The following is a 26198-nucleotide window of genomic DNA, read 5'->3' on the forward strand; positions in this document are numbered from 1 at the left end:
AGAGCGGCGGAAGGGATTCGAACCCTCGACCCCGAGCTTGGGAAGCACGGCCCCAACACATCCAGGCGTTGTCAGCGATTCACAAGCCCTTACAACTGTTGGGGATTCCGGGCCGGGGTCCGTCCAACCATCCGAGCCGGTAGCAGGGAATCCCAAGGGGTTTGGTGCATCCTTGCTGCAAGGTCCAGCGCATGCGCGGCTCTGCGCGCTGCCGAGCGGGGCGGAGCGCCTGCTCACCGTGCGTGAGGTGGCCTTCTCCGGGGTGTGATGTCCTTCACTCATCTCCAGCGGAGATCAAGCCTCGACAATCCCGTCAATCGAGCCCTGGGTTAACACCCAACCCCTCAACTGTAGCTCAAAACGCTTGGGCCGAACCGCTGTCGCGCCTACTGCATGCCAAAGGCAGTTGTGCAGGATGAAAGAGCGACAACAGTCTAGCTAGGGCGCGACTGTCGCGAGAGGACGATGCGCGACTGCATGTCTCCGCTGCTCCGGCGCGGGCTGCGCTTTGCTAATTCCCTACGAAGAACAATCCTTTGGCGAATATGCCATACACGCTTCACGTCAGCATGGAGAGGCTATGTTTTGAAGTGCATGTACTGTCTCTTCGACCAGGAGGGATGGCTCTTTATTTCCATCAAGTAATAGATCTGCCAAGCTCATCAAGTCTGCATGAACATCACGCTCTGTTGAATGCTGATCGAGCCGGTCAATGTTTTCTGCGTCCAAGGGACGAACGAGACCGAGCCGCTCCGTTCGAACGGCCCGCTCAACATTTAAATAGATTAGTTTAAATTGAAGCGGAGCAATAGAAGAGCGCATTTGAGAAACCGCATCTTTATGTCGGAATCCATCGATAACCAATGGCGCAGAACGGTTCCACGGCGCCAACAGTTCTTCGATGAATCGCTCCCAGCCGATATCGGAGATCGTTGTTTCTCCGAGACGCTGCAGGCGCTCTCTTGTTTGGGGTATTCCCAGTTTCAATGCCTTGTCTCTAATGAGGTCGCCAAATGAAAGAAAAGGTGCGCCGATCTGCTGAGAGAGCCTGCGAGCAAATTCAGTTTTCCCACTGCCAATTCCCCCGGAGACACCAATGACAATGTTTTCCATTTATGGGAACCCCTGTTCGGGCAACTCTATTTTATACTTAGTGTTGTCGTGCTGCGGCGGTTCTTCATTGGAACAGTATTGATTCTCTTCTCTCTCATTGTGCTTGGGAATCGTTGAGTAAGTTCCTTCTGCCAGGCTTCGATTGCGTGACCTTGTGCAGTGTATGGTAGTTGTCCTAGTTTATTGATGTCGGCAGCGGAGTCGACCCGATGCTTGACGACTTTGAAGGGGTATACCTGCAGCGGTACTGTTCGAAGAGGTAGATTTTCATCGATGAACTGAAGGCGATCTACGAATCTCGCAATTTTATCGGAGATGTCGGTGGTGTCTCTTGCCGTAAACGTTGCGTATGCATAGAGATCTATGCCTGTTTCGGTCATCCTCTTGAATATGTCGAACTGTCGCTCAAACAGGTTGGGCTCGGCTTTGGTGTTGAATGAAAAGGAATCCTGGTCGAAGCCCTTAAAACAGCCTACACGACCGTAGTTTTTGAATGTTGCGACAATTTCTTGTTCTGTGGGAGAAAGAAACTTCCAGAAATAGTCGGTGCTTAGATTGTCGTCTGACCATAGGTAGACATCGCCTTCGATGCCCCGATCACGCATCGCCTGCATGGTCCATGGGATCCATTCAGGTGTCAGGTCGGGTTGGCCCCCTGTTAAGTCAATCATGCGAGCTCGATTGGGCTCTGGTTCTTGGAGATATAGGGAAATAAGCTCATCTGCGGATAGCCATGCCGCAGACTCTGAATTGGCTTCAAGGAGCCGAAACGGAACAAAGCAGTACCAGCATCGCCAATTGCATGCGGCATTTTGAAATACTTGCGCGCGAACTTCGCTTTCAATGGGAAGTCCGAGAGCCGCTGCTGCCGGATCGATTGGAAGCGGATTGGCTGGCCAAACGCCGGTCGAAGCTGCTAAGCGCCGAAAGTGGCGAATTCGCCCGAAGCCCTGGCAGTTTGGTGGAACTGTCAAGTCTTGCTCTTGATCGCTTCCCGCTAGACGGGCGATTAAAATACGCTTATCGGTCAGCGATATTGCCTTTTGCCTGAGTCTTTCAGAGTATTCGTCTGTTTTTATTAGGCTTGTCAAGGTGCCTCCGTTTGGATTTTCTTGAGTGGGGGCACCTTAATTGGATGTTCGGCTAGGTCCGGCATTCTGTCTTCTACGTACTTCATTATCAGATCAACGAGATAGTTTTGCTCGGGGTCCGAAAGCTGCTTGGTTGAGTCGATACCATGCCAGTACTCAATGCACTTTCTGCAGCAAGCGGCAACGCTGTGTTGTGCGTAATATAGAATGTTGCCGGAAAAAGGCGTCTGGCGCCCCTCACGCGGGTGTCCAGGCTTTGCGACGGAACCCTGAATTCTTATTTTGGCAGCAGCCTTCAACAGGATGCTTCCTTTTCGAAGGGCATGGTTGATGGCGTATTGATCGAGAGGCCTGTGCCAAAACTCATGCCTAATCAGTTCCTTCTTCATCGACTGGAAAGTGTACTGAGCGTCTGACAGATTTCGCGCCGTCACGCGTGACCACTTAACTAGAGCGGTTCCACAATCACGGCACGGCCCCCCTACGCGGTAGCCGTCCTCTCGTCGTTTCTTTTGTAAAAAACAATGTAACTCGTTCTCGCAGTCGGTTGCGGTGCATGAAATGGCAAGCGGTTTGAGTTTGATAGGGGGCATGGAATCTTAGGTTTCCGAAATGGCGCGCATTAGTAATTCGCGTTCCGTGCGGTCGAGTTGGTTCCAGTCGAGACGCCTGATTAGGAACTCATGTGTTTCCCTCCAAGGGTTCTGGTCTTTGCTTTGTAGGTTTGTTGCCGTCCCCCACCAATTTAGGTTTTGTTGAGAGAGTCGCCAAGCCATGTAGTTGGCGAGTGCGTCAATCGGAACATCATTTCTTTGCGCGACGCGTGGCAGAGCTGTTTTTAGATTTGGGATTGAGCCTTTGGCCTCCCTTACGCATTCGTCGACGAGTTCCTCTGCACGCGAGCCAAGAAGAACATCAGCAGCAAATTGTGTTGCTTCAATTTCTTCTTCCGAGTCTCTTCGATCATAGGGGCTAAGGCCTTGCTCGATGAATGCAAAGTCAAATTCGTCAACCGCTCCTGCGGCGTGGTAGGTCTCGTGGAGTAGGTCGTGAAGCCATCTCGATGTGGATGTGGTTGTTTGCTTTAAGGCAATGGCATTTCTGCCAGCGATGCGCCAGCATGCGGCGTGAAAGCCGCCACTTTCTTGGATTGGAAGTACCGGAATGCCTGAGTTCCAGAGGTAGTTCAGTGTTGATGTTAGATCGATGCGCCCTTGGCTTGACATCACTTCCTTGCGGAAATCGGAGGCAGACCTTGGAATTGTCTTCTGTTTCTGTACGGGAGTTGCCTTGAGGGCTAGTTCGGCGGCAAATCGAACATATGCTGAAAAAAAAGCAGTCTTCTCTTCTGCAGCGTTTGCCGGAAGCTTGAATTGCATGCCCATTGCGCTCGCTGGCAAGGGCAAAGGGGTAGCTCCAGTAAAAATCTCAGTCACTTTCCAGCCGAACATTCTACTGAGGATGCCTGCGGAACGTAGCACGGAGGCATCTCCTTCTTGGTTGATATCCTCTCCTGTGATTCGTCTACTGAGAAAGTCTCTGGCTATTCCTGAGTCTAGTAGCCTCTTCTCAAGGGCCGCCGATGAGACTTCTGTTGAGGGGAGGAAAACTTCTTTGCGAATGTTTAGCCCAAGTGCGCGCACTATTTCTTGAAGCCTGGAGAGGCTGGCGCTTGAGTAGTCAGTCGCCTCGTATCTCTGAATTTGCTGCTCAGAGATCTTGAGTCGTTCTGCAAGCTCACGTTGGGTGAGGCCTGCTGAGATCCGAGCCTCAATCAGGGCGCGAGGGAGTTCCTCTAAAGACGAAAGCTCAAGGACCTTTTTCTTGCCGCTTCGGAGCGCCTCGTAGTCAGCAATTTCTGCACGAAGGTCTTCGAGTTGTCCCTCAAGTGCGTCTCGCTGCGCCTTTAGTAGTTTGGGGTGAAGAGAGGGGTTCGGGGATATTTGTATATCCTTTAGGGATCGTTCGAATTCGGCAGCCTTTGTTTGGGTGATTCGGTACTCTCGTTCATTCTTGATCATGGCTGCCACCTTTCGAGATTTATTGTTATTATTCCTTTCGGAAATCCTTCGCGTGAGTTTTGGAAAAATGTAAGGAAGGGAGAACTGCCACTTGCCGGCGCGGACGCAGGGAAGAGTTCTCCTCCAAAAAGCGCCTTTTGCGAGGCTCTAGGTGAACGCAGGTCTAGAAAGACCGCATCCAATAGGTTGAAGTCGACGCCATTTTCTTCCCAGCAAGCATCGAAGTCCCTGGGGGATTTTTTCGACGTGACAAAACTGCCGTCGATGTAGATGCGTGTGCACCCGGCCATCTTCAGCAACTTCATAGCTTTTTCGAGCCCGCGGAGAAGGCTTCGACGATGCCCGGACCCTCCAAAGCGGATCTTAACTTCTTCCCACTCGGCCTCGTGGATGCCGGCCGGTAGATTTCCGTCTTCGTTGAAATTCGGTATCGCCACGACCCAACAATATTGTTGGGTCGTGACTCACTGCAAGTGCGTTCAGCCGATTTCGCCTTAAAGCTGTAGTCCGAGGGACTGTCCGTTGGTCAGTGGACCAACCAACAGGGAGGGCAGTCGCCAATCTCGTTGGGTCGCTGGCCTGCTTGTCGCCCCTTGGGCCGAACTTAAGTTGCGCGGGCGTGCAGCTTCTAGAACATCTCTGGGAGCATGGTAGCGACGCCCAGGCTGTGGTTCGGCGACACCTCTTCTCCATGGAAGTCGCTGCCGAAGGTGGGCACCAAGTCGAACTCCTCCGCGAGCGCCAGATACTTCTGCCGCAGGCCCGGGTTGTGGTCCTGGCTTAGGACCTTCAGTCTGGCCAGGCCCGCCTGGGCCAGCGCCTTGATCTACACACGCTCCATCTTGGAGGAGCCGGGGTGGGCGAGCGTCGCGGTGCCGCCCGCGTCGCGGATGAGGCGGATGGCCTCCGTGCCCTCCAGCTTGAAGCGCTCTACCCACGCGGCGCGGCCGGTGCCCAGGAACCGGTCGAACGCGGCCTTCATGTCCAGGCACCAGCCCTGGTTCACCAGCACCCGCGCCAAGTGCGGCCGCCCCAGCTGCGCGTCCCCGGGGCCACCTTCCTCCCTCAAGCAGGGGCGGAGCTGGGGCTGAAGGAGGAGAGCCCGCCTTTGCTGCGACGGTGGAGGAGCCGAGGAAGGAGCGCAGACCCCGTTTGGTCTGGGCCGGGCTGCTGCGCAGGACGTTCGCCCTGGATGTGTTCGCGTGCTTGAGGTGTTGAGGCAGGCGGCGGGTGTTGGCGTACGTGAAGGGAGCAGGAGGGGGTGAGAGCGATTCTGGAGCACCTGGGGTTGCCCACGGCGATTGCGCACCTGTCCTCCGCGCGAGGACCACCCCAGAGCGCATGGTGTTGAAGCTCAAGCCGCCACAGCCAGCCAAGAGAGCCAGGCACCTGCCGCGCCTTTCTTGGGAAAGCGGCTGGGCCGGGCAGACGTGTGTCTGCTGGAGATGAAAGGCTTCTGCGCCGACTCGGCGTGCGGCTTATTGGCTCCCCGTCAGTGTCCCTCTCCTCCCGCTCTGCTCCCGCCCGCTACGCCCAAGTGGGCTCCTGTCCTTCCTATGCTCCACGCTCGAATGCGAGCTGCTCGACCGTCGCACTCTTCGCTCGCAGGCAGAGGCCCGATGGCCCTCTTCGAATTCATCGAGGATTAGTACAACCCACACCGGCGGCACTCCGCACTCGACTACGAATCACCCGCCACTACGAAAAGCAGTACCGAGCTGCTGCCTGATGGCGAAAGCCCGGAGCGCTCTGCGGAACCGGGGCAACTTCAGGCCACCTAGCACCCCGTCGGGTGCCGTCAGGTACGCCTGCACCCTCAAGCCGCCCTCCACACTGAGCACAGGCGAAGACGTCTCGCGCGAACGTCCTGCTTGCGCAGTCCGGTTCCATCCAGTTGCTGGACCGCAGCATGTTGAGGCGCCTCTCACTCGGAGATGCGCCCCAGGAGCACGCTGTTTGGGGACTAGCTCGGGCTCAACGCGGCATCGCCCTCTGAACTGCTCTTTCCGGCACCGGACGGTTCCATGAGTCGTCGGGACTTCAAGGCGCAGGCCATCCTCCAGCGGGCCCTGTGGCGGGCCGGCACCGTCAGTGGCTGGAAGCTCATCTGCCGCCGCAAGGGGTGTGGCTACCAGGAGGAGGCGGACGTGGCCGAGGCGACGCGCTGCCCTCGCTGCGCTATGCGCCTCAGGACGAAGCCGCGCCGGTTGCGCTTCCACGACCTGCGCGGCACCTGCGCCTCGTTGCTCATCCAGTCCGTGGCGAGCTCGGCAGCCGTGGCAAGCGTCCTGCGGCACTCGGACCCCAAGCTCACCATGCGGCGCTACGCCCATATGGACCCGGCGGCCTACCTGCGCCAGGATGTCAACAAGCTGTCCTTCGCTCCTGCCTCCTGGCCGCAGCCGCCGGAGGTGCAGTAGGCGCGAGCCGGGGAGGGGAGCGGGTTCGGATTCGCGCCGTTTGCTGCCTCCTTGCTGCAAGGCGGCCCGAGGCCCCGGAAACACGAAGGCCGATGGTTCCGGGAAGGAACCATCGGCCTGTGTCTCATCAGAGCGGCGGAAGGGATTCGAACCCTCGACCCCGAGCTTGGGAAGCTCGTGCTCTACCAACTGAGCTACCACCGCGTGCGACGTGCGAAGCAGGGCCCAAAGTAGGTTCCGGGCCCTGCCTTGTCAACGGGAAGAAGCGTCCGGTGGCTGGCGAACATTTCCGCAGGCGGCGCAGTACCGGGCTTCAGGCGTACGCAGCGGTTTACCGCAGGCCGTGCACGGCGGGCCGTACTGGGCGATGCGGTGGTGCATCACCGCGTTCGGATGGCACCCGACGTAGCCCGTCAGCCGCTCGTAGGCCTGGCTGACGGAAGCGAAACGCGCCTCCATGGTGGGCTCCGTGGAGCGGAACGCCGCGCGGTAGAGGTTCGAGACTTCCTCGAACTCAACCTCGTCCAGCATGGGCATCTCCTGCTGGCATCGCCAACACCAGAGCGGTTTCATCTCTGAAGCCTAGAACGGAATGTTGTCGTCGTCGCCGGGAGGCGGAATGTCGCCCAGGTCGTCAAAACAGGGACGGCACAGGGGCTTGGCCACCGAGGTCTTCTTGGGTTCACCGCAGCCGTGGCAGAACTTCTCGGCGTAGGTCGGATCCCCGTACTTCTTCCAGGAGTTATAGCAGCCACGGCAGAGTGGCCTCTCCATGTTGAAGTCGAGGTCATCGCCACAACGGATGCAGTGCCCTGTGTCGGAGTCATCATTGATGACAACTTGCAGTGGCATGCTTGCTTCCCGAGCCGGTGCAGCGCGGGGCTCGCGCTTGGGCGCTTGAGCCTCGGACGTCTTCACTTGTGGAGCGGAAAGCGAAGGGGCGGCTTGGGCCGTTGGATAGATCTCGTTCTTCAGGAAGGCGTCAACGGAGGCGTACTCGGGGGTACCCGCCGTGAGCCATGTGCCAATCTCAATGCTGTTGTTGAAAGACGACTCCAGGAGATTGAGCGATGTGAGAAGCGCGTATTTCTCCGAGAGGTAGATCTTCGCGTGCAAGTCCTTCAGCACGAGAACCGTCAGCCCCAATTGCCGCAGTTGGGTCAGCGCATCCGAGTCCAGCGGGTCTTCCTTGCCAGTGCTGTAGTCCTTCTCGCGCACTACAAGCGTTACCTTTACGCCCTTGAGCAATGCGGCCTGTAGAGGGCGCACGAGGGTTCGAAGCTTGTCGAACTTGACGTAGGGACTGACTAGGACAATGCGCTGCTCCGCCTCCGTGAGAAGGCGGTGGAGGTGGGACTGATTCTCTGCTGGATTGAGGATGGCAATCCGTTGCTTCTCGGGTACGGCCGCGCTCAACGCGTTCTCCTGGCTGGCTTGCAATGGCAAGCCTAGCAACAGCTGGCATCACGGCGGCAAGAGGGCGTGATGCCAGCTGTTGGAGGGTGCGTTGCTACTCCCCCTCCTCGACTGTCAGCTGGTAGGAGTCCTGGAAGTTCGCCTCGCGGTTCTTCGCGTCGCGGACTTCGAAGACGTAGACGCCGGGCTCGGCGCTGTAGCGGATGGTCTCCGGCTGGTCGCCCTTCGCGCGGTCGGACGTCTGCACCAACGTCAGCTTCCCGTCCGGCTGCAGCCGGTGCAGATACAGCCCCACGTCCACCTTCAGGATGCCCAGCAGCGTCGCGGTCAGCGCCGTGCGCACCGGCCGGTCGGACAGGTCCACCCGGTAGAAGTCCGTGTCCTTCGCCGGATACACCGTGCCCCGCACCGCCTTGCCCAACGTCAGGTCCTGCGCGCGGTCGGACGTGTTGTTGGGCTCGCGCTCCTGGCTGCCGTCGTCCGGCACCGTCGTCACGCTGATGCGGTAGGGCTGGTCCGCATTCTCGAAGTCCTTCACGAACTTGCCGTTCACCTTGCGGAACGACCCCTCCACCCGGAAGTAGCAGGTGCCGCTGCACGCGACGTTGTTGAGCCGCTCCGGCTCCTTCAGCGACCCGTCGTTGGCCTTGAGCAGCACCGTCTCCTTCAGCCCGTCTCCCTGCGGCGGCTCCACCATCGACAGCGTCAAATCCAACCGGTCCACGCCCGACAGCTCCACCTTCGCCAGCACCGGCTCACGCGCGTTCAGCACGTAGTGGTCCACGTCCGACTTCGGCGACAGGAAGCCCTCGCGATAGCCCGCGCCCGTCAGCGGCGTGGCCTTGAGCAATTCGTCGTTGGGCTCCAGCTCCGCGTGCGCCCCCGCCTCCTCCTGGGACACCGTCAGCGTGTACGGCACCTGCGCGTTGTAGGTGCGCCGCTGCGCCTTGCCCGTCCCCGTCCAGCCGCCCTTCACCACCACGTAGACCACCCGGTCCGTGGCCCTCACGCCAATGTTGCGCAAGGCGAGCGGCTCGCCCTCCTTGCCCTGCAGCGTGAACAGCGGCGCCTCCGCGGCGGACAGCACGGAGATCTCCGGCCGCACGCCCTCCACGGCGGACAATTCAATCTTCAGCGCCACCGAGGGCACCTCGGGCTCGGGTGGAAGGCCCGCGTCCACCGCCTGGGCCGCCATCGCACCGCCCAGCTCGCCAATGGGCGCCGTCGGGGCCGCGTTCTCCGGCGGCGGCGCGGGCGGCTCTCCGCCCCCGAACGTGCCCTCCGGAGTGGGGGAGGGCGCCCCGTTGTCGTCGACGACCGGCGTCTCGTCCGGCACGGACGGCGGCGGAACGGCCGCGGGCGTCGAACCCGGCGCCGCTGGCACCGTGCCCGGAGCGGGCGCGCCACTGTCCTGCGCCGCCGGCACGTCCTCCGGCGCGACGGGACCGGCCAGCTCCACCCGGTACCAGTCCTCATCCCCCGAGTGCCCCAGGAACGCCGTCACCGTCTGCCCCAGGGGCAGCGCGGCGGCGTCCACGGCGCGGTCGTTGGGCTCGCGCTCCTCGCCGTCGTTGGGCTGGCGGTACTTCACCTCCAGCGTGTACGCCCCGCCCATGCCCTTGCGCGCGGGCGACACCACCAGCCAGCGCTCCTTCTCCACGTACAGGTTCGGAAGGCGCTCGCCCTTGCCCTCGCCCTCGCTGTTGACGCCCACCAGCCGGTTGCGGTCCTGGTCGTAGACGTCCAGCTTCACGTCCCCGCCGGGCAGGCCCGTCACCGTCACGTCCGCGATGCGCGGGGTGCCCGGGGCCAGCCGGTACCAGTCCTCGTCCAGCTTGTTGGGCTCCGCCGCCAGGCCTCCCGTCACCACGCTGTCGCGAGTGACGGCCAGCGCCTGGTCGGGCCGCTCGTTGGGCTCCTTCTCCGTGAGGGCGGAGGGGCCCGTCTCCACGGCGCCCGCGTCCGGCGCTTCCGCCGGCACGTCCTTCTTGCACGAGGCCACCCCCAGCAGCCCCACGACACAGACCCAGCCCCAACGTCGCATCACGTCTTCCTCCTCGGTCGGTCCGCCTTGTCGGCCTGGGCGTGTCCGGGTGTCAAGCACCCCCAACCCCCGGCGGGCCGCTTTCATCCTCGCCCGCGCGGACGTCGTCTGGAGAACGCCCTGTCCGGCCGTGACGGAAGGGACACACCCGGACTGGAGCCCCGGGGTGGGGACGATCCAAGATGTGCCCCATGCGACGCCTGTCCCTGGCCTCCCTGCTCTTCGTGTCCCCGTCCGTCCTCGCCGCCGCGCCCGCCGCGCCCGGCTATGCCCAGGCGGAGGCCTGGGTGGAGAAGGAGGCGCGCCCGGACCACTACGCCCCCCTCAACCTGCTGGACGGCCGGGACACCACCGCCTGGTGCGCGGAAGGGGAGAAGCCCGCCCACGTCTTCATCGGCTTCAAGGAGCCCGTCACCCTGGACGAGGTGCGCGTCTACACGGGCGACGGCACGTCCCGTGACGCGTTCAAGGCCAACGGCCGCGTGCGCAAGTTCACCCTCACCAGCGTGGACGCGTCCCGCAGCGTCACCGTGCAGGACAAGCGCGGCCTGCAGGCCGTGCCCCTGTCCCAGCCGCTCTTTGGCGCGCGCTTCATCCTGGAGGTGGCGGACCGCTTCCCCGGCGCGAAGGACGACGCCCCGGTGTGCCTCACGGACGTCGTCCTCTACTCGGGCGGCAAGCCCCTCAACGGGCCCGCGCTCGCCACCCGGTACAAGTACGACGCGCGCGTGGCGCCGCTCGTGGGCACCTGGTTCGGCGGCCACGAGGGGGCGCCGGAGCGCTTCCTCTCCTTCTTCTTGGACGGCACCTGGCGCTTCTCCCTGGAGCCCCTGGAGACGCCCGAGCCCACCACCGTCGTCAGCGGCACCTACACCGTGTCCGGCAACCGTGTGACGCTGGACATCCCCAAGAAGGGGAAGGTGACGGCCCGCTTCGAGCGGACCCCGGCCGGCGAGGGGCCGAAGGCGGCCGCCGCGCTGTCGCTGGACGGGACGCTCCCCGAGGAGTGGGGGAGCGATTTCCGCAGCCTGCCGTGACGGCGCCCGGGCCGGCGTGAGGGCCCGGGCCGCAGCCTAGATGGCGGCCTTGGCCTTCTGCTTGCCACTGAAGGCGCGGAAGAACTCGATGATCTTCTTCTCCGCGGCCGCGGTGTCGGTGGCGTCCGCGAACTCCGATTCCAGGAAGATGCCCCCGCACGACTCGCAGGTGTCGAACTGCAGGGGGTGATGCCGGTCGCCTCCGACGTAGCGGACGAGGTCCACCTGGCAGTCGGGGCACTGGCCCGTCAGCGCGTCGGCGTCCATCTTGCCGCCCTGGCCCTCCAGGCCGGGGAGGTTGTTGTGGAGGAGGATCCGGTTCAGATCCGCGACATCAATCCACAAGCCGCCGCACTCTTTACATTCCCGCAACGTCTCGTGATCTCCTTCGAGATCAGTCATTTCGGCGTTGCAACCGGGGCAATTCATGGGGCGGCTCGTTCTCCTGAAGGGGGGAGCACTGGGTGCTCCCGGTGAATGGAGAATGATAGGTCGCACAAAAATTGGGATGCAACCCGTGCCGCCGCTTCTGTTGGCAACGCGCCGTCTACCGGCCCCCTGGGCTCAGGCCGGCGCTCAGGCCGACGCTCAGGCGCGCTCCTTCACGCGGCGGATGTCCGCTCCCAGGCCCCGCAGCTTGCGCTCCAGCCGCTCGTACCCGCGGTCCAGGTGGTAGACGCGGCTGACCTCGGTGTGGCCGTCCGCCCGCAGGCCCGCCAGGATGAGCGACGCGCTGGCGCGCAGGTCGGTGGCCATCACGGGCGCCCCGCTGAGCACCTTGACGCCCTTCACCACCGCCGTGTGCCCCTGGATGGTGATGTCCGCGCCCAGCCGGTGCAGCTCCGGCACGTGCATGAAGCGGTTCTCGAAGATGTTCTCGGAGATGACGGACGTGCCGTGGCTCACCGTCATCAGCGCCATCAACTGCGCCTGCATGTCCGTGGGGAAGCCCGGGTGCTCCGTGGTGGTGATGTTCACCGCCTTGAGGGACCGGGGCGCCTTGCAGCGGATGCCGCCGTCCTCCACCGTGAGGGTGCAGCCCGCCTCGCGCAGCTTGTCCATCACCGCGTCCAGGTGCTCCGGCCGCGCGTGCTTCACCAGCACGTTGCCCCCGCTGATGGCCGCCGCGACGAGCAGCGTGCCCGCCTCAATCCGGTCCGGGAGGATGGCGTGCTCCACCGGGTGGAGGGCCTCCACGCCCTCGATGGTGATGACGGACGTGCCCGCCCCCTCCACCTTCGCGCCCATCTTGTTGAGCACGCGCGCCAGCTCCTCCACCTCCGGCTCGCGCGCGCAGTTCTCCATCACCGTGCGGCCCTTCGCGAGCACCGCCGCCATCATCACGTTCTCCGTGCCGGTGACGGTGATGACGTCGAAGTTCACCATGCCGCCCTTGAGCTGCTTCGCCCGGGCCTCCACGTAGCCTTCGGTCAGGTGGATGTCCGCGCCCAGCGCCTTCAGGCCCTTCAGGTGCTGGTCGATGGGACGCGCGCCAATGGCGCACCCGCCAGGCATGGACACGCGCGCGCGGCCGAAGCGCGCCACCAGCGGCCCCAGCACCAGGACGCTGGCGCGCATGGTCTTCACCAGCTCGTAGGGGGCCTCCGGGGTGATGTCCCCTTCGATGCTGATTTCACACGTGTCCGCCTTCTTGCCGGTGAGCCGCTCGGCCTCGCAGCCCATGGTGCGCAGCACCTCCAGCATCGTGGCCACGTCCGCCAGGTCCGGCACGTTGCGGAAGGTGGTGGTGCCGTCCGCCAGCAGCGCGGAGGCCAGGATGGGCAGCGCCGCGTTCTTCGCGCCGGACACCTCCACCTCGCCGTGCAGCGCGGTGCCACCCTTCAAGACGATCTTGTCCATGGTCTTTCCCGTGCCCTCTTCCGGTGCTGCCGCCGGGCCTCACATCCGTGGCCCTCAGGCCGCGGGCTGTGTCCCGAACGCCATGCGTTCACGCCGCTCCAGGTCCTTCTCCACGCGCGCGTCCGCGTACCCCGCGGCCCGCAGGAGCTCCAGGACGGCGCTGCCCTGGGTCTCCCCCATCTCCAATGCAAGCAGTCCGCCAGGCTCCAGCACCCGCCGGGCGCCCTGAATCACCCGGCGCAGCGCGGCCAGCCCGTCCGGCCCGCCATCCAGCGCCAGCCGGGGCTCGCGCCGCACCTCCGGGGACAGCCCGGCGATGTCGCCCGAGTCGATGTACGGCGGGTTCGACACCACCACCCGGAACGTCTCCCCCGGGGGCAGGGGAGCGAAGAGGTCGCCCTCCAGCACGCTCACGCGTTCCGCCACGCCCAGGGCCTGCGCGTTCTCACGCGCCAGCGCGCACGCGTCCTTGGACAGGTCCGTGGCCAGCACCGTCGCCTGGGGCCGCTCCGCCGCGATGCTGATGGCGATGCAGCCGGAGCCCGTGCACACGTCCAGCACGCGGCTGGGGCCGTCCTTGGGCACCGAGTGCAGCACCGCCTCCACCAGCAGCTCCGTCTCCGGCCGGGGGATGAGCACGCGCGCGTCCACCTTGAACGGGCGGTTGTAGAACTCCTTCGTGCCCGTCAGGTAGTTCGTGGGCTCGCCCGCCATCCTGCGCTCGATGAGCGCCTTGAAGGCGGCCAGCTCGTCCTTGGACAGGGGGCGGTCCAGGTCCACGTACAGGCGCACCCGGCCCGTCTTGAGCACGTGCGCGAGCAGGATTTCCGTCGTGAGCCGCGGGGCGTCCACCCCGCGCTTCTCGAAGTGCCCCGTCGTCCAGGTGAGGATGCGACGGATGGTCCAGACGTCGCTCATGATTCGCTGGGGGGCCGCCCGCCGCCCGTCTGCGCCTTGAGGGCCTCCGCCTGGTAGTGCGTGCGGCAGGCGGTAATCACCTCGTCCACGTTGCCCACCATGATGGCCGGCAGGTTGTGCACGGTGAGGCCGATGCGGTGGTCGGTGAGCCGGTCCTGCGGGAAGTTGTAGGTGCGGATCTTCTCGCTGCGGTCGCCCGTGCCCACCTGGCCGCGGCGCATGGAGTCGCGCTCGTTGCGGATGCGCTCCTGCTCCATGTCATAGAGCTTCGCGCGCAGCATGCGCAGGGCCATGGCGCGGTTCTTCCCCTGGCTCTTCTCCTGCTGGCACTTCACCACGATGCCGGACGGCTTGTGGATGAGGCGCACCGCGGAGTCCGTGGTGTTGACGCTCTGGCCACCGGCGCCCGTGGAGCGCATCACCTGCATCTCGATGTCCGCGGGGTTGATCTGCACGTCCACGTCCTCCGCCTCCGGCATCACCGACACGGTGATGGTGGAGGTGTGGATGCGGCCCTGCGTCTCCGTGGCCGGCACGCGCTGGACCCGGTGCACCCCGGACTCGTACTTCAGGTTGCTGAACACCGCGTCGCCGGACAGCGTCACCGTGGCGTCCTTCACGCCGCCGGCGTTGCCCGCGCTCATGTCCAGGATGTCCGCCTTCCAGCCCCGGCGGTCCGCGTAGCGCAGGTACATCTGCATGACCTCTTCGGCGAAGAGGGCCGCCTCGTCGCCGCCCGCGCCCGCGCGGATCTCCAGGATGACGTTCTTCTCGTCATTGGGGTCCTTGGGCAGCAGGAGGATCTTCAGCGACGCCTCGAACTCCTCGCGCTGCGCCTTCAGGCCGGGCAGGGCCTCCTTGGCGTAGGCCTTCTCGTCGGGGTCGGCGCTGGACAGCCACGCCTCCACCTCGTTGAGGTCCGCCAGCACCTTGCGGTAGCCGCGGAACGTCTCCACGAGCTTCTCCAGTGCGGCGCGCTCCTTGGACACCTTCTGGAGCTTCGCCGTGTCGGCGAGGATATCGGGGTTCGACAGGTCGGCCGTGAGCCGCTCGAAACGGCGCTCGACCTCTTCCAGTTTGTCAATCATGCGTGGTTCCCGGGGCGTCTTGCCCCTTTGGCCGCCCCGTGGCAAGGGCCGAGGGCGTCAAGGAAAACCTTGGCCGTGCGGGCAGTGGCATGTAAGAACGGCCCCCGTCGCCGCCCGGTGCGGCTCGATTCACGCTCAACACGGAGTCCTTCAACATGGCCGCACAGAAGGGAAATCGTTCCAAGAAGAAGCTGAAGAACCGCGCCAAGACCCGCAAGGCGCAGCTCAAGCGCCGCCGCACGCGCTTCAAGCGCGGCCAGCGCAACAACAAGTAGTCCCGGAAGCTACTGCCCCCCTCTCACGCTGGAGGAGGGGGGCGGTGGGCTCCCTGCTCCCCCTGCTTCCGTCGGTTCCAACGCCGGGAGCATCCGCTCCAGCCCCTGCGTCCCCTGCGACGCGGTGCGCAGCAGCGTCATCACCCCTTCGGCCTCGGCACCCGTCACGGGCACCGGCTGGACGGGGAACTCGGGGTAGCGGTCGGTCCTGAGGGGCAGCACGTCACTGGAGAGATAACCCGTGGAGTCGAAGCGCGCCCGCCACAGGACGCTGCGCTTGTCCCGGGGGTTCCAGTTCCCGCCGAACACGAAGTTGCCCAGCGAGTAGAGCACCGGCCTGCCCTGGTACAGCTCCATGGACTGGAGCACGTGCGGGTGGCTGCCCAGCACTCCCGCCGCCCCCGCGTCGATGGCCGCGTGCGCCAGGCGCACCTGGTACGGCTCCGGGGTGGTGTTGCCCTCGATGCCCCAGTGGAAGAAGGGGAGCACCAGGTCCGCCTGCGCCTTCGCCGCGGCGATGTCCTCGCGCAGCATCCGCTCCATCACCTCCACGTCGGAGAAGTGCCCCGCCACGCCCGGCGTGGTGTCCGTGGCGTAGACCGCCTGCGGCTCGATGTTGCGCGTGCCCAGGAAGAAGTAGCCCAGGAACGCGACCTTCAGGCCCCCCACGGTGAGGACCGCCGGACGGCGCGCCTCCGCCAGGGTGCGGCCCGCGCCGAAGAAGGGGATGCGCGCGGCCTCCAGGGAGGTGAGGGTGTCCAGCAGCCCCTGCGCGCCGTAGTCCATCATGTGGTTGTTGGCCAGGCTCACCACGCCCACGCGGCCCGCGGTGAGCACGTTCACCAGCTCCGGCCGCGCGCGGAAGTTGAAGTTCTTGGGCAGCTTCTCCGTGCTGTCCGTGTACGGGCACTCCAGGTTCACGACGAACAGGTCGCCCGAGTCCACGATGGGCATCACCTCGCGGAAGCCGTACGCGAACATCTCCTCGCGCGTCTTCCCCTTGGCCACCTGGTCGTCGAAGTACTCCTCGTAGTGGTAGCCCACCGTCACGTCGCCGCCCACCACCAGCGTCACCGGGCGGGCAGGGGCGGGAGGGGTCGGCTGCCCGGCGGGGTGTCCGGTAGTGGACCCGGCCGGCGTGGCGGACGGGGCCTCGCGCGGCGGGCCTTCCGCTCCGGTGGAGGGCTCCAGTCCCGGGGGCGGCCCCGAGGGCGTCACGGGGCGGGGATGACAGGCGGCGAGCGACAGCAGGAGCAGCAGGGCGGCGTGGCGCATGGGCAAGGGGAAACTCTACCTTGCACGGGGAAACGCGCGACGCGTAGATTGCCGCGCGCCCATGGCCCGGGAAAAGGACAACATCGCTCTGTCCGACGAGCACAACACCCGCGGCATCGAGCTGGCGGATCGCGGCTGGCTGGACGAGGCCATCAAGGAGTTCCGGAAGGCCATCGACCTGGACCCCACGTCGGCGCACGCGCACGACAACCTGGCCACGGTCTACGCGGAGAAGAAGCAGTTCCGCGACGCGCTGGCGGAGTACCTCACCGCGCTCAAGCTGGAGCCGGAGAGCGCCACCGCGCACTACAACCTGGCCTGCTTCCTCTCCACCCACGCCAGTGAGATGGCCGTGGAGGAGTACAAGGAAGCCATCGAGCTGGATCCGGAGTACCCGGACGCCCACCTGAACCTGGGCCTCACGTACGCGGACCAGGGGCGGGTGGAGGAGGCGATGCGCGAGCTGCACTCCGCCATCGAGCTGGACCCGCAGGACGCCTTCCCCCGGCATGAGCTGGCGGCGCTGATGATGGACGAGGGCGACTACCGCTCCTCCATCACCCAGCTGAAGGAAGTGGTGCGGCTGGAGCCGGACAACTTCGAGGCGCAGCTGGACCTGGGCATCTGCTACGCGCAGAAGGGCTTCTACGCGGAAGCGGAGCGTGCCTACGAGCGCGCCCGGGCGCTCAACCCGGACGACCTCCTGCTCAACTACAACCTGGCGGCGCTGTACGCGCTGTGGGGCCGTCCGAAGGACGCCGTCCAGTACCTGCAGAAGGCGCTGGCCGCGGACCGGCAGAAGGTCCTGGGGTGGCTGTCCGCGGACCCCATGTTCGACGTGCTCAAGGGCGATCCGGACTTCGAAGCCCTCTTCTGAGGGAATCACACAATGGAATGGGTTTTCCTGGGGCTGGCGCTGCTGCTGGTCGTCGCGAACGGTTTCTTCGTGGCGACGGAGTTCGCCATCGTGAAGATCCGCGCCACGCGCCTGCAGTCCCTGGTGGACGAGGGCACGCCCGGCGCGGGCATGGCCCTGAAGATGGTGGGCGAGCTGGACGCGTACCTGTCCGCCACCCAGTTCGGCATCACGCTCGCGTCGCTGGGCCTGGGCTGGCTGGGTGAGCCCGCCTTCGAGCACCTGCTGCACCCGGTGATGGAGAAGGTGCTGCCGGAGGCGGTGGCCGCGAAGTACGGCACCACGGCGGCGGGCATCATCGGCTTCAGCATCATCACGTTCCTGCACATCGTGATGGGGGAGCTGGCGCCCAAGAGCGTCGCCATCCAGCGCGCGGAGCAGACGACGCTCGCGGTGGCGCTGCCCATGCGCGCGTTCTACTTCCTCTTCTACCCGGCCATCCGGCTGCTCAACTGGCTGGCGGGGCTGGTGCTCAAGGCGGTGGGCCTGCACTCCGCCAGCGAGACGCACGAGGCCACCAACGAAGAAGAGCTGCGCGTCATCCTGCACAGCTCCGCGCAGGCGGGCGCCATCACCACGGCGCGCGCGGAGCTCCTGGAGCGCGCGCTGGAGATGGCCCAGAAGACGGCGCGGCAGGTGATGGTGCCGCGCAACCAGATGCGCTACCTGGACCTGGAGGAGGCGCTGGACAAGAACGTCATCGACGCGCGTGCGTCCGGGCACACGTGGCTGCCGGTGTGCCGCGGCAACCTCGACGAGGTCGAGGGCGTGGTGAATGTGAAGGACCTGTTCTTCCTCCTGTCGCGCGGCGAATTGCGCAGTCTGTCCCAGGTGCAGCGGCCGGTGCTCTTCATCCCGGAGAACGCCACGCTGGAGCAGCTGCTCGCGGAGTTCCGCCGCCGGCGCCGCCAGATTGCCCTGGTGGTGGACGAGCACGGAGGCACGTCGGGGCTCGTCACCATCGCGGACGTGGTGGCGGAGGTGGTGGGCGACGTGGCGGAGCTGGGCCGGCGCGTGGAGGAGGTCCGCGCGCTCCCCGGCGGCCGCTTCGAGCTGCCCGGCACCGCGCAGCTGGACGACCTGGAAGCCCAGCTGGACGTGAACTTCGACCTCAACGACGACGAGAAGGGCGAGGTCACCACCATCGCCGGCTACCTGATGACGAAGCTGGGCCGGGTGCCGGAGAAGGGCGACAGCCTCAAGCTCGACATGTGGCGCATCCTCGTGGAGGAGGTGGACGGCCCCCGCGTGGTGCGCGTGACGGTGGAGCCGCAGTCGCGCCCCACCGCGGTGCCGAAGGACGGAGCGAGCCGCCCCTCAGAGCCGCCCGCGCCGTCCGGCGAGACGGGGTGAAGGCCTAGCCCTTCGTGGGCTTCACGGCCTTCTTCTTCGCGCCGCCCTGGATGGACGCCGGCTTCACCTTGGCGTTGGGCCGGTCCACCTTGAGCAGCTCCAGGTTCGTCTCTCCGTCCGTGGTCAGCTTCAGGATGCCCACGTCCGGCGCGAACCACATGAAGCTCTCCATGGAGCGGCCCTCCGCGCCGGGGCGGCTGGCGCGGGCCGTGGTGATGTTCTTGATCTTCAGCGCCTTGAAGGTGCCCGCCGCGACGGTGACCTCCTCCTCGCCCACCACCGTGGCCTCCTTGTCGAAGGTCGTGGCGATGATGGGGCGCAGGCCGCCCTTCTTCGCCGGGGGCTGGAGCTTCACCGACAGGCTGTTCTTCCAGGTGCCGCCCATCACCATCACGGACGGCGCCGGCACGGCCGCCCCTTCCGCGTTCACCACCTGCACGTCCATGCCGGACGCGGACAGGAGCGTGCCCTCCAGGCCGCCCAGGCCCGTGCGGACACCGTTGGCGTCGCAGGTGAGGTCCGTCTGGCCGCTGCGCCCCTTGAGGCTCACCGCCAGCGTGGCCTTCACCGTTCCATCCGGAGCGGGGGCGACGTCCTTCGTCGCCAGCACCAGCTCCGACGAGCGGCCGGCCCGGTAGGTCAGCGACAGGCCCTCCTCCATGGGGAACCAGGGGTTCGGACAGGGGGCCGGCGCCGCCGCCGCCACCATGTCAGACCGGGGTGCTACCTGAGACGTCGGGGACGCGCCCACGAGGAGCGACAGGGCAAGCAAGGGCTGAAACGTAGGACGCCTCCAGAAAGATCAAGTGGAAGGTAGGGTGGGTCGGCTGCTTTGCAAGGGTGGTGCGAGGCCTCCGGCGAACCGGCCTGTAGCACTGGACATAGGGTCATGCGTGGCATGGTCACGCTTGATCCGCGGTGGGGTGCGTTGGTACTCCTGCCGAACGCTGCGGAGCCGATTTTCCGGCCTCGCGCGCGTTTTCACCCCGTCACACCGACGGCCGTAGGGAGAACCGCTGGCATGCGAATCAAGCGCCTGGACATCACCGGCTTCAAGTCGTTCATGGAGCGGAGCGTCTTCTCCTTCGACGAGGGCGTCACGGGCGTCGTCGGCCCCAACGGGTGTGGCAAATCCAACGTCGTGGACGCCATCCGCTGGGTGATGGGCGAGCAGAGCGCGAAGAACCTGCGCGGCCGCGGCATGGAAGACGTCATCTTCAACGGCTCGGAGAACAAGCCGCCCCTGTCCATGGCGGAGGTGTCGCTCACCTTCCTCGTGGACGACACGGACACGCTGGCGCCCCAGTACCAGGGCTTCAGCGAAATCACCGTGACGCGCCGCCTCTTCCGCAACGGCGACTCCGAGTACCTCATCAACAAGACCGTCTGCCGCCTGCTGGACATCACGGAGCTGTTCCTCGGCACGGGCGTGGGCACCAAGGCCTACTCCATCATCGAGCAGGGCCGCGTGGGCCTCATCGTCTCCAGCAAGCCGGAGGACCGCCGGCACCTGCTGGAGGAGGCCGCGGGCGTCACCAAGTACAAGGCCCGCCGCAAGGCCGCCGAGCGCAAGATGGAGGCCACCGAGGCCAACCTCCTGCGCGTCAACGACATCACCGGCGAGCTGGAGAAGCGGCTCGACACGCTGTCGCGCCAGGCGAAGAAGGCGGAGAAGTACCGCAAGCTCAAGGCGCGCATGCGGGAGATTGACCTGCACTCGGCCAGCCACCGCTCGCTGGAGCTGATGGCGGAGAAGCGCGTGCTCCAGTCCCGCTTGGAGAACCTGGGCGGCGAGGAGCGCGAGGGCCTGGACAAGGTGAAGGAGCTGGAGGAGGTCATCACCCGGCGCCGCGCGGAGCTGGACGCGGAAGGGGCGGCCCTCCAGCAGTACGCCAGCGAGGTGCACGCGCTGGAGAGCGCCCTGCAGCGCGAGGCGCAGGAGCTGGCGTACGGCCGCCGCGACTTCGAGGAGACCCACACCCGCGTGGAGTCCGCGCAGGCGGAGCTGGACGCGCTGCTCGCGCGGCAGGCGGAAGTGGTGCAGACCATGACGGCCCGCGAGGCGGAGCTGTCGGGCATCGCCGGGTCGTACAAGGAAGACGAAGTGGCCATGGCCGTGGCCCTGGAGGAGCAGCGCCGCGTCTCCGTGCTCCAGACGGAAATCTCCCTGCGCCTGGAGCAGGAGCGGGCGGGGCTGGTCGCCGTGGCCACGCGCCTGGCGAACCACGAGAGCAACCTGGTCAACCTCGCGCGGCAGCGGGCGGACCTGGAGGCCCGCCGCGCGAAGCTGGCCGGTGAGCTGGAGACCCTGCGCGCCCAGGAGCAGGAGCTGGACTCGGTCCGCACCCAGGCCGCGAAGCACGTGGAGGACACGCGCCACCTGGCCTCCGAGCTGGCCGAGCGCCGGGGCCAGGAGGAGGAGGCCCTCACCCGCACGCGCGAGGCCTTCACGGAGAACGAGGTCCAGGTCATCGCGCTGCGCGAGGAGCTGAGCGACAAGCGCAGCCGCCTGGCGTCCCTGGAGGACATCCAGAAGAACTACGACGGCTTCGACCGGGGCGTGCGCGCCGTCATGGTGCGCGCCGCGGAGGCCGCCCGCGAGCAGGGCATCTTCGGCCTGGTGGCGGACGTCCTCACGGTCACCAATGCGCGCTACGAGCGCGCGGTGGAGGCCGCCCTGGGCGAGCGGCTCCAGCACGTCATCGTGGACAGCCGCGAGAAGGGCGTGGAGCTGGTGGAGTACCTGAAGGGCCACGCCGAAGGGCGCGGCACCTTCCTGCCGGTGCCCTCCGGCGAGCAGGCCCGCGCCTTCGTGGAGCCGGACCTCTCGGGCCCGGGCGTCCTGGCGCACGCGCTGAAGGAAGTGTCCTGCGAGCCCGCGCTGGAGCCGGTGCTCAAGCTGCTCCTGGGTGACGTGGTCATCGTCCAGGACCTGGCCTCCGCGCGCGAGTACGCGGAAGCCACCCCCGTGCCCTGCACGCTCGTCACGCTGGAGGGCGAGGTCTTCCGCACCGACGGCTCCATCACCGGCGGTGAGCGCGAGGGCGCGGCGGTGGGCGCGCTCCAGAAGAAGCGCGAAATCGCCGAGCTGGCGGCCGAAGTGGCCCGGGTGGAGGAGCGCTACAACGAGATCCTGACCCGCCACTACACGCTCCAGAAGCAGATGGGGCAGGCGGAGGCCGTCCTCAAGGGCCTGGGCAAGGAGCAGCACGCGGAGGAGGTCAACCTGGCCAGCCAGGAGAAGGACCTCCACAAGGCGAGCGAGGACCTGGCCCGGGTGCGCGAGCGGCTGCGCTCGCTGGAGGGCGAGGCGGGGCAGCTTTCGCAGAGCCACACCGCGCTCTCTAACGAGGAGGAGTCCAGCCGCGGCGAGGTGGCCCACGGCCAGGCGGACCGCGAGGCGCGCGAGGAGCGCGTGCGCCAGTACGCCGGGGAGCTGGAAGGCCTGCGCCAGCGCGCGGACAGCGCGTCCGCGGACCTGATGGGCCTGCGCGTCAAGGTGGCCGCCGGCAGCGAGCGCGGTGAGTCCGCGCGCAAGGAGCTGGAGAGCCTGGTGTCGCAGCGCCGCGACATGGAGGCGCGCGTCAGCCGCCTGCAGGCCACGGTGACGGACGGCCGCGCCAAGGTGGAGGTGCTGCAGGGCCGGCTCGCGGAGCTGGAGTCCACCCGGGAGCAGCGGGCGGAGGAGCACCGCGCCGCCGCGGAGACCCTGGAGTCGCGCCGCGCCGCGCACACCGCCGCCACCACGGAAGTGCGCGAGCAGGACACCGCCTTCCGCGAGCTGCGCGGCCGGCTGGACGAGCTCATGCAGGGCCTGTCCCAGATTACGCTGCGCGAGAAGGAGATTGGCCTGGAGCTGGAGCACCTGGCCGCCGGCATCCGCGAGCGCTACCAGCTGGAGCTGTCCGCGGAGCTGCACAACTACCACCTGCTGGCGCCGCTCTCGCCGGAGGTGGAGAGCGAGCTCAAGGACCTGCGCGCCCAGGTGGAGAAGATGGGGGAGATCAACCTCACCGCCATCGACGAGCACGCGGAGCTGTCCAAGCGCTTCGAGTTCCTCTCCGCCCAGCGTCAGGACCTCCAGGCGTCCATCAGCCAGCTCAAGGAAGCCATCGTCCGCATCGACGCGACGAGCCGCGAGCGCTTCAAGCAGACCTTCGACGTGGTGAACGACAAGTTCCAGGCCATCTTCCCGCGCCTGTTCGGCGGTGGCCGCGCCAGCCTCATCCTGACGCAGGAGGGGCCCAACGGAGAGCCGGGCGTCGAAATCGTCGCCCAGCCGCCGGGCAAGAAGCTCCAGAGCGTCAACCTGCTGTCCGGCGGCGAGAAGGCGCTCACCGCCGTGGCGCTCATCTTCGGCATCTTCCTCATCAAGCCCACCCCCTTCTGCCTCCTGGACGAGGTCGACGCCCCGCTGGATGAGGGCAACGTGGGCCGCTACAACGACATGGTGAAGGAGATGAGCAGCCAGTCGCAGTTCATCCTCATCACCCACAACAAGCGCACCATGGAGATCGCCGACACGCTCTACGGCGTCACCATGGAGGAGCCCGGCATCTCCAAGCTGGTCAGCGTGAAGATGCGCGAGGCCTCCGCGCACAACGACGACAAGGTCCCCGCCGCGTCGTAGGCGCAGCGAAGCCTTGAAAGACGACGGGCGCCCCGGAGAAGTTCCGGAGCGCCCGTTGTCATTTCAGCGGCTCGAAGCTGAAGGGCTTACTTCTTCTTCGTCGGGCCGTAGCTCTTCTTCGGGCAGGCGCCCTGGTCCGCGGCCAGACGCTGCTGGGCGGCGGAGAGGTCCTTCTGGGTGTTGGCCAGGGCCTCCTGGCTGGCGGCCTCCACCGGGGCCCAGTCTTCCTTCTGGGCCTTGAGCTGCTGCACCAGCGTCAGGGTCGTCTGGTCCACCGTCTCCTGCGCCTTGAGCGCGTCCACCCACTTGGTGGCCGAGTCCACCAGCGCCTGGCACTTGGAGGACAGCTCGTCGAAGAGCTTGTAGTCCTTCGTCTTGGTGTACTTCTGCACGACGGCGTCATACGTGTCCGCCGCGTTGGTGCGCGCGCCGAAGGCGATGGCGGACGCGGCGGCCGTCTGGGTGCGCGCCAGCTCCAGCTGGAAGAAGCGCAGCTCCGGCGGCATGCTCGCGGAGGCCTCCACCGGGGCCTGCGAGTTGAAGAACACGAAGCGGAAGGGGAACTTCAGCTCGCCCGTCGTCGTCGCGGGCATCTTCGCGATCTTCGCCTGCAGGCAGGACGCGAGCTGGTCGCCTTCCGTGCTGCCGGAGGGCTTGAAGACGACCTCCGTGGGGTTCGGCTGGCCCTTCACGATGTGGATGTCGGAGCTCAGCACCGGCGGCGTGGAGGCCTTGAAGCCCTCGAAGCAGTCACACCAGCTCTTCTCCGCCAGACGCACCGTGCCGGAGAAGTCCGAGCCCTCGTTGATGCCCATGGTGACGGAGGGGTTGTTCGCGGTGGCGTGGTCGTACGCGTACGTGGCCTCCACGGGCTTGGCATCCGCCGCCAGCGCCGTGGGCTTCACGTGCGTGTCCAGCACCTGCTGGATGCAGGCGGTGCCCGCCGGGGTGAGGTTCTCCCCGGAGATGGCGTGCGTGGCGCCCTGGGCGTTGACGGTCGTCTTCACCGTCACCTTGGTGCTGGCCGCCGGGCCACGGTTGGCCGGGTCCACCAGGCACTCCAGCACGTCCGGACGGACGCTCAGGAGCGCGCCCACGAGGACGCCCTCGTTGGCGGGGGAGGGCAGGGCCTGCTCGTGCGGGAAGCAGGTCGCCAGGTCGAACGGGGGCTGGTTCGTGATGCGCAGCCGCTCTTCCTTGGTCATCTGCTTCTGACCTTCGGCGGGGGCTTCGGTCTTCTGCGTACCGGCACAGGCGGCGGTGAGGATGACGGAGGTGACGGCGAGACGCTTCAGCATGGTGAGGCTTTCTCCCGGTTGGGGTGGTTGGACTGCGCTCGGGCTCACTTCTCCAGGCCCTCGGCGTTCTTGAGGTCCTTGAGGCGGAGCCCGTTCTTCTTCAACAGGCGGTAGAGGCTCTGCATGGACAGGCCGGTGCGCGCTTCCGCGGCCTTCATGTCGAAGGCCACCTCGCGCATCACCTCCGCGAAGTACAGCCGCTCGAAGTCCGCGAGCACCCGGTCCTTCGCTTCGTGGTACGGCATGCCGGTGACGATGGCGGCCACGTTGGTGGCGGGCTCCGTGCCCTCCGCGCGCTTGGGCGCGTGCGCCAGGAAGTCCAGCCAGCTGGTGTTGCCCGTCTCCTGCATCAGCGCGCCGCGCTCCAGCACGTTGCGCAGCTCGCGCACGTTGCCCGGCCAGTCGTAGCCCTCGAAGAGGGCCAGCGTCTGCGGCGTCAGTTCCAGCGCGGCCTTCATGCCGCGCGACAGGGCCTGCGCCAGCGTGGGGATGTCGTCGCGGCGGGTGCGCAGGGGCGGCAGCCGCACGCGCGCCACCGCGAGCCGGAAGTAGAGGTCCGCGCGGAAGCGGCCCTGGCGCACGTCCTCCTCCAGGTTGCGGTGCGTGGAGGCGATGACGCGCACGTCCACCGCCACCGGCTGCCCGTCCAGCGACGGCACCTCGCGCGTCTCCAGCACGCGCAGCAGCTTGCCCTGCACGGACAGGGGCAGCTCGCCCACTTCGTCCAGGAAGAGGGTGCCGCCGCGCGCCGCCTCGAAGATGCCGCGCGCGGCCTTGTCCTCGTTCTCCCCGGCGCGCAGGCCGCCGAACAGCTCGCGCTCCGCCTTCTCCTCGGAGATGAGGTTGCAGTCCACGACCTTGAAGGCGCCGTGGCGGCGCAGCGAGTGCTGGTGCACCGCCCGCGCGGCCAGCTCCTTGCCCGTGCCCGTCTCACCCTCGACGAGCAGGTTCATGTCCTCGCGGGCAATGCGGCGCAGCTCCGTGAAGACCCAGCGCATCTTCTCCGAGCTGCCGACGAGCTGCCCGAAGGACTCCGCGCCGGCGACCTCCACCTCCGTCGCGCGGGAGGCCACCTTCACCGCGAGCTTCGTCTTGCCCAGCTCCACCTTGTCGCCGCTGCTGACGAAGGCCTGGAGGACGCGCCGGCCATCCAGGAACGTGCCGTTGCGGCTGCCGGTGTCGCGCAGCAGCAGCCCCTGCGGCAGCCGCTCCACCTCCAGGTGACGGCGGCTCACCGTCGGGTCGCTCAGCACCAGGTCTCCCGCGGCGTCGGAACCCACGCGCACCAGCCCGTCCCGGGTGGTGACCTTCTTGCCCTTGTCCGGACCGCCCACCACCTCCACCGTCCACTCGTGAAGGGGGACGCGGGTGGCCTGGGCTTCGCGCTCCGCCTGGACGGTTTCGGTGACATCCGGTCTGTCAATCATGGTCACGGACCCCTGG

Annotated in this window: 21 protein-coding genes, 1 tRNA gene and 1 pseudogene; 5 read left to right on the forward strand and 18 right to left on the reverse strand. The window is 66.1% G+C overall.

What is annotated here, in order from left to right; translation table 11 throughout:
- Nucleotides 1-564 precede the first annotated feature (564 nt).
- The 6 genes and pseudogenes from JYK02_RS06885 to JYK02_RS06910 form a co-directional block, all read right to left on the reverse strand.
- Nucleotides 565-1113: an AAA family ATPase gene (locus JYK02_RS06885; RefSeq protein WP_207049909.1), complete on the reverse strand. Its 549-nt coding sequence runs from the start codon at nucleotides 1111-1113 to the stop codon at nucleotides 565-567.
- A 26-nt stretch (nucleotides 1114-1139) separates the two neighbouring features.
- On the reverse strand, nucleotides 1140-2204 hold the full coding sequence (locus JYK02_RS06890; RefSeq protein WP_207049917.1) for a hypothetical protein: 1065 nt from the start codon (nucleotides 2202-2204) through the stop codon (nucleotides 1140-1142).
- Nucleotides 2201-2797: a DUF4186 family protein gene (locus JYK02_RS06895; RefSeq protein ID WP_277991302.1), complete on the reverse strand. Its 597-nt coding sequence runs from the start codon at nucleotides 2795-2797 to the stop codon at nucleotides 2201-2203. Before JYK02_RS06895 ends, JYK02_RS06890 begins: the two co-directional genes overlap by 4 nt.
- Nucleotides 2798-2803: 6 nt before the next feature.
- Nucleotides 2804-4225, reverse strand: a complete 1422-nt coding sequence (locus JYK02_RS06900; RefSeq protein ID WP_207049927.1) for a helix-turn-helix domain-containing protein — start codon at nucleotides 4223-4225, stop codon at nucleotides 2804-2806.
- Complete coding sequence (locus JYK02_RS06905) at nucleotides 4222-4662, reverse strand: DUF6932 family protein (protein WP_207049929.1); 441 nt, start codon at nucleotides 4660-4662, stop codon at nucleotides 4222-4224. Before JYK02_RS06905 ends, JYK02_RS06900 begins: the two co-directional genes overlap by 4 nt.
- A 191-nt stretch (nucleotides 4663-4853) precedes the next feature.
- Nucleotides 4854-5273, reverse strand: a pseudogene (locus JYK02_RS06910) (PHP domain-containing protein); the annotation flags it as partial.
- A 976-nt stretch (nucleotides 5274-6249) separates the two neighbouring features.
- Between JYK02_RS06910 and JYK02_RS06915 the strand changes: the two are divergent.
- The gene (locus JYK02_RS06915; protein WP_207049937.1) at nucleotides 6250-6645 is read left to right on the forward strand and encodes a tyrosine-type recombinase/integrase; all 396 of its coding nucleotides are present in this window, start codon (nucleotides 6250-6252) and stop codon (nucleotides 6643-6645) included.
- Between the two features lie 131 nt (nucleotides 6646-6776).
- On the opposite strand, the gene JYK02_RS06920 is transcribed toward JYK02_RS06915, so the two are convergent.
- The 4 genes from JYK02_RS06920 to JYK02_RS06935 form a co-directional block, all read right to left on the reverse strand.
- Nucleotides 6777-6849 (reverse strand) — tRNA-Gly (locus tag JYK02_RS06920).
- A gap of 48 nt (nucleotides 6850-6897) precedes the next feature.
- Complete coding sequence (locus JYK02_RS06925) at nucleotides 6898-7176, reverse strand: hypothetical protein (protein WP_207049939.1); 279 nt, start codon at nucleotides 7174-7176, stop codon at nucleotides 6898-6900.
- A gap of 51 nt (nucleotides 7177-7227) precedes the next feature.
- On the reverse strand, nucleotides 7228-8061 hold the full coding sequence (locus tag JYK02_RS06930) for a phospholipase D family protein (RefSeq protein WP_207049940.1): 834 nt from the start codon (nucleotides 8059-8061) through the stop codon (nucleotides 7228-7230).
- Nucleotides 8062-8155: 94 nt separating this feature from the next.
- Nucleotides 8156-10105, reverse strand: a complete 1950-nt coding sequence (locus JYK02_RS06935) for an ABC transporter substrate-binding protein (RefSeq protein WP_207050592.1) — start codon at nucleotides 10103-10105, stop codon at nucleotides 8156-8158.
- 191 nt (nucleotides 10106-10296) lie between these two features.
- Here JYK02_RS06935 and JYK02_RS06940 point away from each other — a divergent pair, with 191 nt between their 5' ends.
- Nucleotides 10297-11142, forward strand: coding sequence for a discoidin domain-containing protein (locus JYK02_RS06940; RefSeq protein ID WP_242588477.1), 846 nt, complete (start codon nucleotides 10297-10299; stop codon nucleotides 11140-11142).
- A 36-nt stretch (nucleotides 11143-11178) separates the two neighbouring features.
- On the opposite strand, the gene JYK02_RS06945 is transcribed toward JYK02_RS06940, so the two are convergent.
- From JYK02_RS06945 to JYK02_RS06965, 5 genes are all read right to left on the reverse strand, one after another.
- A complete protein-coding gene (locus JYK02_RS06945) occupies nucleotides 11179-11571 on the reverse strand; it encodes a zf-TFIIB domain-containing protein (protein ID WP_207049944.1) in 393 nt (130 codons plus the stop codon).
- Between the two features lie 159 nt (nucleotides 11572-11730).
- Nucleotides 11731-13002 (reverse strand): UDP-N-acetylglucosamine 1-carboxyvinyltransferase, encoded by a 1272-nt coding sequence (gene murA / locus JYK02_RS06950; RefSeq protein ID WP_207049952.1) that lies wholly within the window; start codon nucleotides 13000-13002, stop codon nucleotides 11731-11733.
- A gap of 54 nt (nucleotides 13003-13056) precedes the next feature.
- Entirely contained in the window at nucleotides 13057-13923 is an 867-nt protein-coding gene (prmC, locus tag JYK02_RS06955; RefSeq protein WP_207050593.1) for a peptide chain release factor N(5)-glutamine methyltransferase, read from the reverse strand.
- Entirely contained in the window at nucleotides 13917-15008 is a 1092-nt protein-coding gene (gene prfA, locus JYK02_RS06960) for a peptide chain release factor 1 (RefSeq protein WP_207049954.1), read from the reverse strand. Before prfA ends, prmC begins: the two co-directional genes overlap by 7 nt.
- 284 nt (nucleotides 15009-15292) lie before the next feature.
- Nucleotides 15293-16558, reverse strand: a complete 1266-nt coding sequence (locus tag JYK02_RS06965) for a CapA family protein (protein ID WP_207049965.1) — start codon at nucleotides 16556-16558, stop codon at nucleotides 15293-15295.
- A 61-nt stretch (nucleotides 16559-16619) separates the two neighbouring features.
- Between JYK02_RS06965 and JYK02_RS06970 the strand changes: the two genes are divergently transcribed.
- Entirely contained in the window at nucleotides 16620-17435 is an 816-nt protein-coding gene (locus JYK02_RS06970; protein WP_207049966.1) for a tetratricopeptide repeat protein, read from the forward strand.
- Between the two features lie 12 nt (nucleotides 17436-17447).
- Nucleotides 17448-18827, forward strand: a complete 1380-nt coding sequence (locus JYK02_RS06975; RefSeq protein ID WP_207049968.1) for a hemolysin family protein — start codon at nucleotides 17448-17450, stop codon at nucleotides 18825-18827.
- A 4-nt stretch (nucleotides 18828-18831) separates the two neighbouring features.
- On the opposite strand, the gene JYK02_RS06980 is transcribed toward JYK02_RS06975, so the two are convergent.
- Complete coding sequence (locus JYK02_RS06980) at nucleotides 18832-19536, reverse strand: TapB family protein (RefSeq protein ID WP_207049970.1); 705 nt, start codon at nucleotides 19534-19536, stop codon at nucleotides 18832-18834.
- 312 nt (nucleotides 19537-19848) lie between these two features.
- On the opposite strand from JYK02_RS06980, the gene smc reads away from it, so the two are divergent.
- Entirely contained in the window at nucleotides 19849-23457 is a 3609-nt protein-coding gene (smc, locus tag JYK02_RS06985; RefSeq protein ID WP_207049980.1) for a chromosome segregation protein SMC, read from the forward strand.
- Nucleotides 23458-23543: 86 nt separating this feature from the next.
- Here smc and JYK02_RS06990 read toward each other — a convergent pair whose 3' ends face one another.
- Together JYK02_RS06990 and JYK02_RS06995 are read right to left on the reverse strand one after the other, a co-directional pair.
- Nucleotides 23544-24755 carry a hypothetical protein gene (locus JYK02_RS06990; RefSeq protein WP_207049989.1) on the reverse strand — a complete coding sequence of 404 codons (1212 nt, stop codon included), beginning with the start codon at nucleotides 24753-24755 and terminating at the stop codon, nucleotides 23544-23546.
- A 44-nt stretch (nucleotides 24756-24799) separates the two neighbouring features.
- Nucleotides 24800-26182 carry a sigma 54-interacting transcriptional regulator gene (locus tag JYK02_RS06995; RefSeq protein ID WP_207049998.1) on the reverse strand — a complete coding sequence of 461 codons (1383 nt, stop codon included), beginning with the start codon at nucleotides 26180-26182 and terminating at the stop codon, nucleotides 24800-24802.
- Between the last annotated feature and the right edge of the window lie 16 nt (nucleotides 26183-26198).

The organism is Corallococcus macrosporus, assembly GCF_017302985.1.
In the GTDB taxonomy this organism is placed as follows: Bacteria; Myxococcota; Myxococcia; order Myxococcales; family Myxococcaceae; genus Corallococcus; species Corallococcus macrosporus_A.

Bases quoted from the DNA above. Each gene is read 5' to 3' on its own strand.
- JYK02_RS06885 (WP_207049909.1), bottom strand. From the start codon at position 1,113: ATGGAAAACATTGTCATTGGTGTCTCCGGGGGAATTGGCAGTGGGAAA.
- JYK02_RS06940 (WP_242588477.1), top strand. From the start codon at position 10,297: ATGCGACGCCTGTCCCTGGCCTCCCTGCTCTTCGTGTCCCCGTCCGTC.
- JYK02_RS06895 (WP_277991302.1), bottom strand. From the start codon at position 2,797: ATGCCCCCTATCAAACTCAAACCGCTTGCCATTTCATGCACCGCAACC.
- JYK02_RS06925 (WP_207049939.1), bottom strand. From the start codon at position 7,176: ATGCTGGACGAGGTTGAGTTCGAGGAAGTCTCGAACCTCTACCGCGCG.
- JYK02_RS06935 (WP_207050592.1), bottom strand. From the start codon at position 10,105: ATGCGACGTTGGGGCTGGGTCTGTGTCGTGGGGCTGCTGGGGGTGGCC.
- JYK02_RS06970 (WP_207049966.1), top strand. From the start codon at position 16,620: ATGGCCCGGGAAAAGGACAACATCGCTCTGTCCGACGAGCACAACACC.
- JYK02_RS06980 (WP_207049970.1), bottom strand. From the start codon at position 19,536: ATGGTGGCGGCGGCGGCGCCGGCCCCCTGTCCGAACCCCTGGTTCCCC.
- JYK02_RS06965 (WP_207049965.1), bottom strand. From the start codon at position 16,558: ATGCGCCACGCCGCCCTGCTGCTCCTGCTGTCGCTCGCCGCCTGTCAT.
- murA (WP_207049952.1), bottom strand. From the start codon at position 13,002: ATGGACAAGATCGTCTTGAAGGGTGGCACCGCGCTGCACGGCGAGGTG.
- JYK02_RS06945 (WP_207049944.1), bottom strand. From the start codon at position 11,571: ATGAATTGCCCCGGTTGCAACGCCGAAATGACTGATCTCGAAGGAGAT.
- JYK02_RS06975 (WP_207049968.1), top strand. From the start codon at position 17,448: ATGGAATGGGTTTTCCTGGGGCTGGCGCTGCTGCTGGTCGTCGCGAAC.
- JYK02_RS06915 (WP_207049937.1), top strand. From the start codon at position 6,250: ATGAGTCGTCGGGACTTCAAGGCGCAGGCCATCCTCCAGCGGGCCCTG.
- JYK02_RS06995 (WP_207049998.1), bottom strand. From the start codon at position 26,182: ATGATTGACAGACCGGATGTCACCGAAACCGTCCAGGCGGAGCGCGAA.
- JYK02_RS06990 (WP_207049989.1), bottom strand. From the start codon at position 24,755: ATGCTGAAGCGTCTCGCCGTCACCTCCGTCATCCTCACCGCCGCCTGT.
- smc (WP_207049980.1), top strand. From the start codon at position 19,849: ATGCGAATCAAGCGCCTGGACATCACCGGCTTCAAGTCGTTCATGGAG.
- prfA (WP_207049954.1), bottom strand. From the start codon at position 15,008: ATGATTGACAAACTGGAAGAGGTCGAGCGCCGTTTCGAGCGGCTCACG.
- JYK02_RS06900 (WP_207049927.1), bottom strand. From the start codon at position 4,225: ATGATCAAGAATGAACGAGAGTACCGAATCACCCAAACAAAGGCTGCC.